Source organism: Adhaeribacter sp. (assembly GCF_057359045.1).
Window position 1 is genome coordinate 26,622 of record NZ_JBMQUD010000065.1, and the last position, 14,773, is coordinate 41,394.

Annotated in this window: 10 protein-coding genes; 4 read left to right on the forward strand and 6 right to left on the reverse strand. The window is 40.9% G+C overall.

Annotated features, from left to right (window positions below; translation table 11 throughout):
* Nucleotides 1-46: 46 nt before the first annotated feature.
* Nucleotides 47-1,153 (forward strand): DNA replication/repair protein RecF, encoded by a 1,107-nt coding sequence (recF, locus tag ACO1R6_RS10465; RefSeq protein ID WP_486264531.1) that lies wholly within the window; start codon nt 47-49, stop codon nt 1,151-1,153.
* Nucleotides 1,154-1,851: 698 nt separating this feature from the next.
* Nucleotides 1,852-2,328: a hypothetical protein gene (locus ACO1R6_RS10470; protein WP_486264532.1), complete on the forward strand. Its 477-nt coding sequence runs from the start codon at nt 1,852-1,854 to the stop codon at nt 2,326-2,328.
* A 321-nt stretch (nt 2,329-2,649) separates the two neighbouring features.
* Here ACO1R6_RS10470 and ACO1R6_RS10475 read toward each other — a convergent pair whose 3' ends face one another.
* Both ACO1R6_RS10475 and ACO1R6_RS10480 read right to left on the reverse strand, forming a co-directional pair.
* Entirely contained in the window at nt 2,650-2,883 is a 234-nt protein-coding gene (locus tag ACO1R6_RS10475; protein ID WP_486264534.1) for a hypothetical protein, read from the reverse strand.
* A gap of 296 nt (nt 2,884-3,179) precedes the next feature.
* Nucleotides 3,180-3,815: a YdcF family protein gene (locus tag ACO1R6_RS10480; RefSeq protein WP_486264535.1), complete on the reverse strand. Its 636-nt coding sequence runs from the start codon at nt 3,813-3,815 to the stop codon at nt 3,180-3,182.
* A 147-nt stretch (nt 3,816-3,962) separates the two neighbouring features.
* Here ACO1R6_RS10480 and ACO1R6_RS10485 point away from each other — a divergent pair, with 147 nt between their 5' ends.
* Both ACO1R6_RS10485 and ACO1R6_RS10490 read left to right on the forward strand, forming a co-directional pair.
* Nucleotides 3,963-4,556, forward strand: coding sequence for a hypothetical protein (locus ACO1R6_RS10485; RefSeq protein WP_486264536.1), 594 nt, complete (start codon nt 3,963-3,965; stop codon nt 4,554-4,556).
* A gap of 216 nt (nt 4,557-4,772) precedes the next feature.
* On the forward strand, nt 4,773-5,537 hold the full coding sequence (locus ACO1R6_RS10490) for a DUF5995 family protein (RefSeq protein WP_486264538.1): 765 nt from the start codon (nt 4,773-4,775) through the stop codon (nt 5,535-5,537).
* 30 nt (nt 5,538-5,567) lie between these two features.
* Here the strand turns inward: ACO1R6_RS10490 and ACO1R6_RS10495 are convergent, their stop codons facing one another.
* The 4 genes from ACO1R6_RS10495 to ACO1R6_RS10510 all read right to left on the reverse strand — a co-directional run bounded on the left by ACO1R6_RS10495 (nt 5,568) and on the right by ACO1R6_RS10510 (nt 14,705).
* Nucleotides 5,568-9,743 carry a hybrid sensor histidine kinase/response regulator transcription factor gene (locus ACO1R6_RS10495; RefSeq protein ID WP_486264540.1) on the reverse strand — a complete coding sequence of 1,392 codons (4,176 nt, stop codon included), beginning with the start codon at nt 9,741-9,743 and terminating at the stop codon, nt 5,568-5,570.
* Between the two features lie 586 nt (nt 9,744-10,329).
* Complete coding sequence (locus ACO1R6_RS10500) at nt 10,330-11,265, reverse strand: glycoside hydrolase family 43 protein (protein WP_486264542.1); 936 nt, start codon at nt 11,263-11,265, stop codon at nt 10,330-10,332.
* Between the two features lie 150 nt (nt 11,266-11,415).
* Nucleotides 11,416-13,149: a glycoside hydrolase family 9 protein gene (locus ACO1R6_RS10505; RefSeq protein ID WP_486264544.1), complete on the reverse strand. Its 1,734-nt coding sequence runs from the start codon at nt 13,147-13,149 to the stop codon at nt 11,416-11,418.
* A gap of 296 nt (nt 13,150-13,445) precedes the next feature.
* Nucleotides 13,446-14,705 (reverse strand): glycan-binding surface protein, encoded by a 1,260-nt coding sequence (locus ACO1R6_RS10510; RefSeq protein WP_486264546.1) that lies wholly within the window; start codon nt 14,703-14,705, stop codon nt 13,446-13,448.
* Nucleotides 14,706-14,773: the final 68 nt, after the last annotated feature.

Sequence of the window (14,773 nt, forward strand, 5' to 3'; positions counted from 1 at the left end):
TGTTTAGTGTGCGAAATTAATTAAAAAATATCTATCAAAGAAATTAATGATCCTCGAAAATCTCAGTTTACTTTATTTTAAGAATTATGAAGAAGCGGATCTTGGTTTCTCTCCTCATATAAATTGCTTTATCGGCGACAATGGCAGCGGCAAAACCAACCTGCTCGATGCTATCTATTATCTTTCGATGAGCAAGAGTGCTTTTACGGCTACTGATTTACAAAATATTAAGCAGGGCGAAGATTATTTTATGATCAAAGGCCGGTTTACAGCTCCTAACCAGAAAGACACCATCCAATGCACGTTCCGGAATGGCCAGAAAAAAGTTATTACCCATAACAAAACGCCCTACGAAAAAGTAAGCGAACACATTGGCCGCTACCCGGTAGTACTTATTTCTCCTTACGATACGGATTTAATCCGGGAAGGAAGCGAAGAACGCCGGAAATATTTCGATAGCTTGCTCTCGCAGTTAGATCAGAATTACCTCGAAACCCTGATGCGTTACAATTATTTACTTAAACAACGCAACTCTTTATTAAAGCAATTTGCCGAACGTAATTATTTTGACCGGGAGTACCTGCAAATTCTGGATGAACAAATGGTGCCGGTCGGTGAGAAACTCACGGCTGCCCGTGCCACTTTTCTGGAAGCCTTCGGCCCAGTTTTTCAGCAGCATTACGCGTATTTAGCCGATAGCCAGGAGCACGTAAGTTTACATTATAAAAGCCAGTTACCCGGTGCCAACTTTAACACTTTACTGCAAGAAGCACAACGCAAAGATTTACTTTTACAGCGCACCACCGTGGGGCCCCACAAAGACGATTTCGTTTTTTTGATGGATGGCTGGCCTATAAAAAACTACGGCTCGCAGGGGCAACAGAAATCTTACGTTATCTCGCTTAAGCTCGCTCATTTTGAAATTGTAGCAGAGCACAAAAAACAAAAGCCGTTGTTACTCCTCGACGACATTTTTGATCGTTTAGACGAGAAGCGGATAAAAAAATTAATGGAGCTTGTTGCTAACCAAACTTTTGGTCAACTCTTTATTACCGATTCTCACCTGGAACGCACCAACAATATATTAACTGGTTTAAGCACCGCTATTTTGCAGTTTAAAATAGAAAACGGCGTAGTGAGCAAATACACCTAAAATAAAAAGAGCCACTTTTTCAAGGTGGCTCTTTTGTTTAATAGCATTTCTCATCCGTATTAACAGATTTAATAACGGACATCTCAACGGTTAAGCTGAAATAAGAAGAACCGAATTTCTCGAATCTTCCTACAAAATATTAATGTTGCTATCTGGTTTTTATATACGCAATGTATATGACAAGGTTTTTAATTTTCTCTATTTTTTACACCCTCTAAACGGACTTATCTAAAAAAACAACCTGTATTTTAGCCCGTTACTTATAGCTATTCTGGCAGACAAATTACCTTCCAATAAAATATTAGCCATCAATAACTTACACAATAATTCAATTTAATAGACAAAACATATATTAAAATTAATATTTAATAAATACAATTAAACTAATCATCACTATTTTTATAAATTATATATTATATGCAATAAATACATTAACTATACCTTTATTTAAGGGCACACGTATAAAATCATCCAATAATTACCAAATAAGTAATTTATTTAAAAATAAAAAAAACACATTTTTGTTACCAAATATATACTTTTTACTATTGTTTAAAAGTAAAAATGCTTTAAACAGCGTTTAAACCCCCTTTTTTACGTAAAACACCCCAAAAAACACTTGTTACTTTGAAGGGCACATTTTCCTTTTATATATATAGTTTAACCTATATGTTTGTAGTGTTAAAGATAACAAAGCCATGAACACTACCGACATTTTAAACAAATCTCTTGCCTGGTTAAGCTATAAAGGCACTACTACTGGCAATACCCGCGAGAATGTTAACGGTCTGCCTGCAACTGAAAGTTTTAGCTCTAATCAGTTTTTAGATTTAAAGCTAGCCGAATGCGGCATTGTTCGGAATGACTTTGGATACGAAATTGCTCCGTCTACCAACCAGGCAAATACCAATACGGTGTTTCAGCAAGTAGCACCCATGGAAGTGTATATCCTTACCCAATTAATTTTAAATACTCTGAACACCGACCCGAATGCTTTTCATAATATGTCTGAAATACCAGGTTTGGAAAACCGGGCTTGGGATCAGTTAGGCGATGTTGCCAGCTATTTGCTCCGCCAAGGCTGGATAGAAGCAAAAGCAACGGCTAAAGATTTCTTCTTGAAACTTACTATTCAGGGCAAAGTTTATCTAAGAACCACAAATGCCTGGGCCTAAGTAAAACCAAGCCCAGGCACCAAGATAAAGCAAGAGCACTACTAATACCTTACTTTACTTAATCCTAAATATTTACTTACTTAATACATTTAACTTATTGCGGGCTGCAAAAATTACCCGTAATACCATTAAGACAACTTTCTGCTCCGGGTACTATATTTAAACCAGAACAGTGCCGAGTTGCTTAAACATTTAAATACGCTACAAACAAGCAACAAAAGGTAAAATAAGGCTATATATCTTCCCCTGCCTCTGTTTACCGAAAAGCAAGAGCTTCAATCAGCTTATTTTACCTAATCTGCCTAAATTTACTTTATTATTTTATTTGCCACTTTTTAACCAGACCAAAACAAAAACGGCTAAGTAAAATACACTGGAGAAATAAGAAAAGGTAAAAAAGATATCCCAACTACTTTGGGTTACCGGCGGCTGAATAAAGCCATAGTAAGAATATCCGGTAACATAAAACTGAATACTTAATAATACAACTAAAAACAAAACCACCGAAAGTTTTCCTAAACTCACCTCCGGGCTTTGTGGCATTTTACTAAACATAGTGATATTTGAGCGATTAATATTTAATTACACAAATATAATAGTTTTACAATATACAATCCAAAGCCATTTCCTACTTATCACACCCCAAACCAACTTTAAGCACTATTCTCGTCCAAATTACTCATCAATACAGTTGCACAATATTAATATTTAACTTAACCTATTATAGCAAATCAAAAAATAAGATAATAGAAAAGAACAATTTTACTCTTTTTATTGACGGCAATTATTTTTTTAATAAACAAAAATTAATTTAAAATTAACCGCAAAATTATTTTCAAATCCATAAGCTTTCATTTTGTATCGCGGTTGTTCAGGTATTGCAGCACTTGCGCAAAAGAAGCCAAATCGTTTTGCTGCTGGTATTTTTCTATTCTTGTTTCTTCGCCGGCTATTAAATCTTTACGCAAAGCTTTCTGATTGCCCTGCGAGTGTACAGCTTCGGCGAACCAATCCAGGGGTTCGCCAGGTTGGCTATAAATTTGTAAAGCCGGGTAATGCCATAAAGCGGCGGTAATAGCTGTCATGAAGGCGCGGGGCTGATGAAAGGGAGGCGCTACTACCAATACCTGCCGATAGTCCTGTTGCAACGCCCATTTTACCATGGCTTCTGCCTCAGATAAGGTGTGTAAAATAATATCATAGTCAACGGGCACGCCTTCCAGGTTTGTTGCGGGCACCTCCCACGCCAACAATTGCTGCTGCCAAACCTCAAACCCCGGGTAACCGCTCCTTTCGCCGGTTTGGGCAAACATTAACTTACCCGATACGCCCTGTTTAAGTAATTGCCGCCCTTTAAACAACACCGACGCCTGGTTATCTGGGGTTTGCGCAAATAAATAAACAGCATCTACCGTACGGGGGCAGGTATCGCATAAAGACCGGATTAAAAGTTCAAACATATCTTGTCTTAAAATTTTATGGTTCATTTTAAAGTAAACATAACCAGGTAAATAAATTAAACATACGAACTGTTTAACGGAGATTTAATCAAGTAAATTAAAGAAATCCAAAACCACCCAGCTTAAAATACGTTTTTTAGATAAACGACCTAAGTTTATTTAAATTTAATACCTATGAAAAATTTATTCTTACTAGCTGCTTTAATTTTAGCTCTAACTTTTAATGCGGCGGCCCAGGACCTGAACCGTCCGCAGACTACGGCTCCGGTAGCGTATGATGCTGTTCAGAAAGGCAATTGGTTGGTGGGTGCTGGCATTGGCTCAATTGGGCAAAACTTTAAGTCCGAAACATTTAGTTTAGACCTGCAACCGCGCGCCGGTTACTTTATAAGCGACAACGCTGCTATTGGTTTACAGGCTCAATTAGGCTTGCAGATATACGATGGCGGCGAAACCTTTCGCTATGGTGTTACGCCTTTTATTCGGTATTACTTCCCCGAAGGAGCATCTCCTACGCACCGCTGGTTTGGTGAGGGGGTAGTTGGTTTTGGCGGCAGCAACCTGAAAGACAATGACGGCGATGCTTTTCTCTCTACTATTTACGGGGTACGGGCTGGTTACGCGCATTTTGTGGCCTCTAATGTAGCCCTGGAAGGTACATTAAACTTAATCCGTAGCCACGCCAACATCGATATCGGTGACCAGGGAACAGGTTTATCGTTGGGCCTGGCATTACAAATTTATTTACCGGGCCGCGGCAATCGTTAATCAAGGTTAATAATTCTAATTCGTTAAAAGTAAAGGCTCAGATAAATAATTCTGGGCCTTTACTATTTAATGTGCCATTAACAAAAAATATTAAACCAGACTTCATTATCCATTATCATATAAATCCCTAAATATCAATAGAATTAAAGTAAACAAACCGGCACAATATAGCCTTAGTTAGTATATTTACTTATGGGCTAATTACCGGGGTTTACTATGGCTTACCAACCTACCACCACCATTAACGAAGTACTCGAGCAACTTGAGCAAATTATGCAGGAATGCATAGCCACAAATAACCGGGCCGGCTATTTTGCCGCGGTTTATTACTGTGTTACCTGCCGGGTTAAAGAAGATATCCTAAAAAATAATTTTGAAGATGGTCCGCGGATGGAAAGGTTTGATGTATTGTTTGCGAACCGCTACCTGGAAGCCTGGCATTTGTACAAAACCGGCCAGAGAAATACGGCCGCCTGGCAAATAGCTTTTGAAGTAACTGCGCAAGTACCGGCCATTTTACTGCAACATTTACTTTTGGGCATGAACGCCCACATTAATCTTGATTTGGGTATTGCCGCCGTAGAAACCATGCGGGGAGGCAAACTACAACACCTGCGGCGCGATTTTAACAGTATAAATGCTATTTTAGGCGCCATGATCGATAAGGTACAAAACAATATCAGCAAGGTATCGCCATTCATGACTTTACTCGATTTTCATGCCCGCCAGCACGACGAATTATTGGTACAGTTTAGCATTAATACCGCCCGCGAAGGTGCCTGGCTTTTTGCCCGCGAATTAAATGAAAAAACCGGCTTGGCTTACCAAACCTGTCTGCAGAACCGCGACCACAGAATTGCGGCCCTGGCTAAAAATATTGCCCAACCCGTTGGCAATCTGCTAAAATTAACGTTAAAAGCCATCCGGGCTTCGGAATGGCGAGCACCCGGTAAAATAATACCTTTGCTGCAGGTTATTTAAATACTAAATTATCGGCACCTTAATAATAACTTAAGGGGCTACTTTGGCAACTTCTGTTTCGCTTTTTTTCTGAGCCGCATACGCCGAAGGCAAACAATTAAATTCGGCTTTAAAGTATTTGGTAAAATATTTGGGGTTGTTAAAACCTACTTCGTACGCCACTTCGGCTACTGTAAGCTGGCTTTCGAGTAAAAGTTGGGCAGCCCGTTTTAACCGGACTGTACGAATAAACTCCAGCGGTGCTTTACCGGTTATGGCCAAAAGCTTTTTATATAAATATACCCGGCTCATACCTAATTCCCGGCTTAGTTCTTCTACCGAAAAATCCGGATTAGCAATATTCTTCTCGGTGTAAGCCATTGCCTTTCTAATTAGTTTATCATCAAGAGAGGTAATCTGAATATCTTGCGGCTTTACTTCTAATTTGGGTAATAATGTTTGCCGGTAAGCTTCTTGTTGCCCAATCAGGTTTTTTATACGCGATAACAAAATCTCAAAGTTAAAGGGCTTGGTAATATAGGCATTGGCCCCATTCTCGTACCCGGCCAGGCGTTGTTCTTCGGTGGCATTGGCGGTAAGCAAAATAACCGGTATATGCAAAGTACGAGGATCTTTCTTTAACTTCCGGTTAAGGGTAAGGCCATCCATCTCGGGCATCATTACATCGCTCACGATTAAATCCGGCAGTTGGGCCAAAGCCAGTTGCCAACCTAACTTACCATTAGGTGCCTCCAGCACGTGGTATAAACTTTGCAAGTTGTCTTTCAGGTAAAACCGAAAATCTTCGTTATCCTCTATCAGCAACACAACCGGCTTTTTAGTATTACGGGGCGCAGATGTTGTTATTGCTTTCGGAAGCGGATTAGCCGGAGCCAGAATGGTTATTTCTTCGCTGCCGGGTTGGGCCAAAGGTATTTCGGGCGCCGCATGCTTAATGGGCAAAGTTACCGTAAAACAACTGCCTTCGCCGGGCCGGCTTTGCACCCGAATAGTACCACCGTGCAACTTAACAAATCGTTTGGTAATAGACAGGCCGATACCACTCCCCTGGTTAACCATAGAATCCGGAATATCGCTCTGGAAAAAGCGTTTAAAAATTTTTTCCTGGTTTTCTATAGGTATACCAATGCCCGTATCTGTTACACTAATTTTTAACTGCTTTTCCGCTGCGCCATTAGCGGGCTCATACAGCTCCAACTCTACCGTTATGCTACCATTATCAGGGGTAAATTTAAAGGCGTTAGAAAGCAGGTTAAATAATATTTTTTCGAGCTTATCCTGGTCAAAATAAGTTTCAAATTCTTCTATCCGGGAAACGAACGAAAAGTTAATGTGCTTTTTCTCTGATAAATCCGAAAACGAAAACACAATCTCTTTCATAAACCGAACAATTTCGGCTTTGGTAGGGTGAAGCGCAATTTCCTGTACTTCCATTTTCCGGAAGTCTAATAACTGGTTTACTAAATTTAACAGGCGCCGGGCATTGCGGTGAATAAGCAATAAATGATTTTTCTGATCCGAGGTGGGCGTGTTGCTGATTATTTTTTCGAGCGGCGTTAAAATAAGGGTTAAAGGGGTACGAAACTCATGGCTTACGTTGGTAAAGAACCGTATTTTCATAACGTCCATCTCGTGGCGACGTTGTGCCTCCTGCCGTTCCTGCACAATTCGGAATTTTAATCTTTCGCGTTCCAGCATTACATGGCGGGCCAGCCACAAAGCCAGCAACACCAAAACCACATAAAGCACAATGGCCGTTTTGGTTTGCCAGAAAGGCGGTAAAATATTTATCTGCAGGCTAATGCCTTCCTGGTTCCAGATGCCGTCGTTGTTAGAGGCCCTTACCCGCAAAGTGTACGTGCCGGGGTCTAGGTTGGTAAAAGTAGCTTTTCTTAATTCGCTGCCGGTTGTAAGCCAGTGGCGGTTAAATCCTTCTAAAATATAGGCATATCTGTTTTTATCAGGTTGCAAAAAGCTAAGAGCTACAAACGAAACCGAAAACATATTCTGATCATAAGGTAGCGTGATAACTTTTTTCTCGTAAATGGCACTATCCAGAATTACGCGTTTATCAAGCTTACTCCCTACCGTTAGGCTTTCGTTAAATATCTGAAAATCTGTAAAAACAATTTTGGGCGTGGTGCGGTTTATTTCTATGTTGACCGGATTTACTAAGTTAAAACCATTGGCCCCACCAAAAATGAGCTCGCCGCGCAAAGTTTTAAGCGCCGCATTGGTATTAAAAACTTTACCCTGCAACCCATCCGACTCGTCGTAGTTCTTAAATTTAAAAGCGTAGTTACCGGTATCCGGTTCTTTTTTAATGTTTAAGCACGATAAACCTTTGGGCGTACTTAACCAAATATTACGCTGGCCGTCTTCGAGTAAACTTAAAATATAATTATCGGCCAAGCCATCTTCTTTCCGGAAAATGCGAAAGGTATTTTTCTGCGGATTAAATAAATTAAGGCCTTCGTTGGTAGCAATCCAGAGCAACCCGCGGCTATCCTGCATTACAGTGGTGGTGTTGTTATTGCTTAAGCCCTGGGGGTTGCCGTTATCATTTACGTAGTGGGCAAAACGCTTGGTGTTTAGATTATATTTATTTACGCCGTAGGCCGTAGCAATCCATAGGTTTTTAGCGTTATCTTCGGTAATATTAAATATATAATCGGAGTTTACGCTATTGGGCTGGTCAGCCCGGTAGTGGTTAAAAGTACCGGTTTTGCGGTCTAACAAATCTAAGCCGCCCCCCATGGTACCCACCCATAAGTTATTTTCCGAATCTTCGAATATTTTCCAGACCCGATCGTCGGTAAGGCTCTGCGGCTGGGTTGCATTATGGCGGTAATGGGTAAATTTTTGACCATCGTACACATTTAACCCGCCAAAATATGTACCTACCCAAAGTTTCTGGTTGCGGTCGAGGTACAGCCCCACAATAATGTTATTGCTTAAGCTATGGGGGTCTTTAGGGTTGTGCAGAAACTGTTTAAACTTGCCCGCCGCCCGATCAAAATAAATAAGTCCTCCGCCATTAGACCCAATCCAAATATTACCTTTGGCATCTTCTACAAAACAGTTCACATCGTTAAAAGGCAGACTGAAGGGGTTGTCGCGTTGCTGCTGGTACTGCGCAAATTTATTTAAGTTGCGGTGGTAATAATTTATACCGTCTTTGTACGTACCTGCCCAAATAATGCCATTATTATCTTTATACAAAGCGTAAATACTATTCTGACTCAGGCTTTTCTCGTCTTCGGGGTGGTGCAACAGGTATTTTACAGAAAAATCCTTTTTGTTGATGAGGTTAATGCCGCCGTGGTCGGTACCAACCCAAATTCGTTTCTGGTCGTCCTGGGTTATGCACCGCACCAAGTTGGTATTTAATTTTATCTCGCCCGATTCGCGGTTAAAATGGGTAAAAGCCCGCTGTTCTGTATCAAAATAAAATACACCTTGTGCATCGGCAGGCAAATAAATCCAGGGATCACCATCAGCATCCACAAAGATGGCGTACGTACGGGTGCGGCCCAGCTTTTTCTGTACATACTTAGTGCGTAACATTACCCGCAAAGTTTTTCCGTTTAACTTCTCCAGTACGCCATCGGTGTGTATTAACCAAAAATTTCCTTGCTTGTCTTCGGCAAAATCGGCAATCTGGTTTGAATGGATAGATAGCGTGTCGTGGGCTTTGTGCATTACCTGAAAGGTATTTTTTTGCGCAGCATTGTACACGTAAATACCTTTACGCGCGTGCAAAAACCAAAAACGTTTGCTTTTATCCTGGGCAATTTTATTTACATCGGCATCGGGTAAGCCATACTGGCGCAGGTAAACCGTAGCTTTGGTGTCAAATTTTTCGGTATTGGGGTTATACACATTTAAACCGTAATACCCATCTACCAAAAGCTTTTGCTCCGGCCCCTCCATAATACTACTTATGTAATTATTATTAATAGAAGTAGAGTCGCGGATATCGTGGCGAAAAGTTTTAAAAGTGTTGCCATCGTAGCGGTTCAGGCCGGTCATGGTACCAAACCACATAAAGCCCTTACTGTCTTTTAAAATGCAGTTTACCTGGTTGTGCGAAAGGCCATGGCGGTTGTCAATACGGGTAAATTTATATTCGCCGGTTTGAGCCCGCAATGTGCCTAAATTGCCCGTAAGCAACAGTATAACTAAAATATGAAATTTATAATTCATTTAGACCTAATCACCACTAAACACACGTACAACCCAGCAACCCATTTAATCAGGATAAATAAAAACTTAACAAAGTTACCAGAAAAAGCGGCACGCAAATAATAATATTTTCGGGAGCTAAGTTAATCTGCTTTGCACCAGTAGTGGTTAGCCTACTACCTTTTTCACCAGTGTGGTTACTAAACATTTTTACAGCATAAAAGTTCTGAATAAGAAGCATTTAGTATTTTAATCTTATTCTAACTGATACGCTACCCAATAATTTATAAGCATTGCCGCAGTTATATTTTAATTACTGGCTACAAAAGCAGGTTTACTACTAAATACCAATATTTATATTAACTCAGAAAATTCAATTAACCACACCTACTTTACTACAACTTAAATTAATTTATATGTAAGCTAATTGCACCTATCCAATTTCACGTGAAACAAACAACTGCTCTTAGCAGTGGGTTCGGTCTATTAATTTTAACATTTTGATTAACTTATTTTAAAAATTAATGTACTTCTAACTTCCCCGACCGGATTAATCCTAAACCGGTGTTATAATTGCCCAAACCTAGCTATAATTTCCCGCGGAACGCTAAGGATTTAGTTTGGCAAATTCTTTACGGGTTACTTTAAATACAGTGCCGTGGCGCATGCCTTTCGGGAAAACCATTTGCGCCGATATATCTGTCCAGGTTTTTAAATCTGCGGATTGTACCGCCCCCATTTTGCCTTCGGTATATTTATCGAAATAGACAATCCATTTACCATTTAATTTTAAGGCGGTGGGGCCTTCGGCCCAATATTTACCGGTAATTGGGGGGCCGGCTTTGGTATAAGGCCCTGTAAGATTAGTGGCTCGGGCTATACGTAAATTTTTCTGGGCAGGCTCGCGGGTTTCGTCTTTTAAAAACATAATAAATTCTTTGCCATCGGGTACAATGGTAGCATCTATTACATTAAAGCCCGGCTCATACAGGAGTTTAGTGTCGCTAAAAGTTTTAAAATCTTTGGTCGTAACGTAATACATCCGGTGGTTATAGCCGTTGTCGGCCGTCGATTGGGTTTCGGGATATAGGCCGGTAATAGTAGTAGCCCAATAAATCAGGTATTGTTTTGTTTTAGGGTCGTAAGTAATTTCGGGGGCCCAGGTATTGCGCGCCTGAGGCTCGTGCTCCATTACCGGAATGTATTTTTGCTCCGACCAATTGATTAAATCGGGCGAAGTAGCATAACCAATGCCTTTTTCGTTCCAGCTAACCGTCCAGACCATGTGAAACTGGTTATCATGGCCCCGGATAATGCAAGGATCGCGCATGAGTTTATCTTTTCCGGCGGTGGGTTTCAGGAATATTTTATCGTTCTGCAAAGCCGTCCAGTTATAGCCATCGGTGCTGTAAGCCAGGTGTAAGCCATCGCCGTTGCCTTTAAAGTAAGAATACAGCAATACTTCATCTTTTTTCAGGAGATTTTGCCCCCAAACCGAAAACTGCAACAAGCACAGTAACAACCCCGCCAGTAAGCTTTTCATTATGATTTTTTTAAATAATTATAAAATCAGAGGGTTAATATAGTTAAATTTAAAATAAAGGCTTAAATAAAACTCTTAAAATAAAACAACAGCGCCTATAGCCGGCGGAAACCAGGCATACAGGCGCTGCTTTAAATAGGTATGCTATCTTTATTTTTTGGCGAAACCAACCTGGAACTGTAAAGCTTCCAAGGCCGAAACTAGGTAAACAAACGGCGAATTCCAGTTGATAGCTATTTCGTTGGAAGCATACGAACAATCGTGGTCGAGGTACATTTCGTCGGGGGTAGCTGTTGGAGCATAACCAGCGCACTTATCCTGCTGGTTGGCGCGGGCATTGGTACCACCCGAGAGTAAACCCGGTACCGGCTCTTTTATGCCGTCGGCTACAGATGGGCGATGGTGCGGGTTCATGGTCGATTTTGCACCGAAACCTGTTAAAAAAGAATACCCGGTGGCATTGCGGCCCAATAAATAATCGAGGTTAGAGAGGGCGGCGGCTAAATATTTTTTATCGGAAGTAAGCTTATACGCCTGAATTAAAGCAATACCTTGGTTAGCGGCTACGGAACTGCTACCCCAAATGTAATCTTTCGCCGATTTACCCATTACGGTTTGGTAACTCTTCCCCGGTACATTGGCTTGCAATTCATCGGCAAAATTTAAAATACTTTTTTGCAAAACTGGTAAATCCTTTTGGGCAACCGGCGTTAAATTTTTACTGTGGCGGGCCAAAGTATAGTAGCCTAATAACCGAACTTGGTTCCAGGAAGGCAGCAACAACTCTTGGTCAGGAAATAACTTAACGGTTGTATAATATTTATCTTGCCGGGTAGTAACATACATTTCTGCCGCCGCCCAAATAAATTCATCGTTAAATTCGCGGTCGCCGTAAGCACCGGTTGTAATAGGTGGCTCAAATTGTTTGTTTAGTGCATCCTGGTCGTAAATTACTTTTGGGTTTTGCTGTGCCCACTCCCAGGCGCGGGTAGCAGCGGTTAACATGGTATCAGCTAATCCAGGAAAATCTTTGTTATAATTTTTGTATACCCGGCTGGCCTGCGCCATTACCGCAGCTAAATTTAAGGTCGCGGCCGTTCCTTTTTGCACTACGTAACGCGGTTTATCAGCTTTATCAGGCATTACCATGCCATCAAAGGCCGGGTTGGTTAATTTATGGTAAACACCGCCATCGTTCGGGTCTTGCATGGTTAGCATCCAACGCAGGTTCCACAACGTTTCATCCAGTATATCGGGCACTTGGTTACTACTCTCCGGAATATTTAATTTCTGACTTTTAAAATAAGCCGGGAAATCTTCGTAAGCTGCTAGTAAAGTACCCGTGGTAATGCCACTGTTTACAATATACTTGTTGTAATCGCCGGCATCGAGCCAACCTCGGGTAGAATAAATAACTGTATTGGCCGGGCGTTGGGCCGATGCCGCGGAAGGATGTACCAGGGCTTTGCTATCGGGGTGACCTGCTTTCCGGTGCCATTTGCCAGCATATTTTTCGGGTAAATCAAGGCCCATGCGCTGGTAGTAAAAGCCTTTTAAAGCGGCCGTGGCTACTGCCTGATGCACCTGAGGTTTTATATCGAAGGCATACGATTTACCTACCCCCGGAATTTCTACCATGTAACTGCCCGGTTGGGTAAAAGCCGAAAAATCGGCAATACGAGTAGGCTTGCCTGAAAACTCATTAGGCTTACTTGCGCTTAGTTGTCCGGTAAAAACAGTTTTGGCACCGTTGGTTGTTTTTAGGTAAAACTTACCCCCGGCATTTTCGCCAACTACCACGGCCAACTTAGTAGCCACCGGGTAAAAACCAATTTGGTTTAACCGAATATTGTCGGAAGTATTTTGCGCCTGCGCGGATACCATGTATAAAGAAAAGCAGGCCACATAAAGTATTTTTTTTATTGCATACATGTTTCGTGTAATAAGCAAAACAAAGTGAATATTAAGTTTTAAGAAATAAGTAAGCTTTCAGATTGCTTTTATAAGTCAGGCTTAACCATTGGTAAACAATTATCAACCTTAACATAGAAGCCCTGACTGGTATATAAATAAATTAGCCCTGATTAAATAGTCAGGGCTAATTTGTATAAGAACTCAAACTCCAATTATAATCTAAATTTAGATTCTTTATTATTGGCAATGAGCGTATAGCTAAAATGCTATTGCACAATATTAACTATTCTGATATTATCGATAGCAAGAGTAGTAGGAACTGTTACGGCTGATGGATTTTGAATTAAAACTCTTAAGTCTGATGGCGTTGAAAAGTCTTTATACTTACCGCTAAATTTGGTATTACCATTATCCGCGGCCAAATTGCCCAGATTCACAGATATTGTATACCACTTTCCATCAGTTGTTTTTACAAAATCGGCTAAAGGAACAGAAGCGGTATATTCTTTGCCCCCATTAGCTTGCCATACTTGTAATAATAATCCCCCAACTGGCTTAGTAGCGGCAATTTCGGCTCTAAGTTCAAAATTAGCAATGGCCGTTTCGGGATTATACTGGGCTGTTGGAGCAGTTGGATAAAGTTTACCCCCATTTACACCAGCATCGTTGTTGGCCATATTAACCAATTTGGCATTGGCCCAACTCCAGTTTCCGCTAATGGCCATATCAACTACCCCAAATGTTCCATCAACCGGCACAATTCCAGGATAAGTACTGGTAACTTTACTCATGTCTTCAGAGATTCCCCAGGTAGAGTTTAACGGGCTGGTGCCATTGGCAGCCTTTGTATCCCAATTTACCAGCATACCTGTTCTATCATTAAACTTAATTTTTTGATTAACAGCTGAGTTACCGCTTTGGGATTTAACCATTAATGTTAAGTTTTTAGTTGGATCAACCCCGGCCGGTACTTTTACCATTAAAGATTTTCCGTCGGCACTTGCTGTAAAATCTTTACTTACTACGTTACCCGGAAAAGTTACTTCTTCTACAAAATAGTAATAGTTACCGGTTATGGTTATGGTTTCACCTGCTTTGGCAAACTCGTTACTTACTTTATCAACAACGGGCGGCGGAGGTAGAATCTTAAACTTATAGGTAGCTTCGCCTTTAGAATTTACTACTTTAAGTTCATCCGGAACATTGGCAGAAGTGGCGACCGTAGGTGTTAATTCTGGTATCCGAACAATTATATAATTCTCGGAAGCATAAACCGGGTTTACAGGCGTTTGGTACCCGTTAAAAGATACATATTGGGTAGCCGCCAGGTTCTGGCCTTTAATAACAATGGTAGCCCCTAACGTAGATTGGGTAAAAGTGCTATCGGCTTTAGCAGGATTTGACGTTCTAACGGCTTCTACAATTGGGGCAGCTTTCGCTTCTAAAGGGGCAGTAAGGTCATCTTCCTGGCAAGCAGATAGGATGCCTACTAAAAAGAATAAGAACAGAAAACTTATTCGATTCATGGTATTAATAATATTTGGCTTCATATATTATTTATTTTTTATCTATCTGCCCGGCATTTTGCACCGGG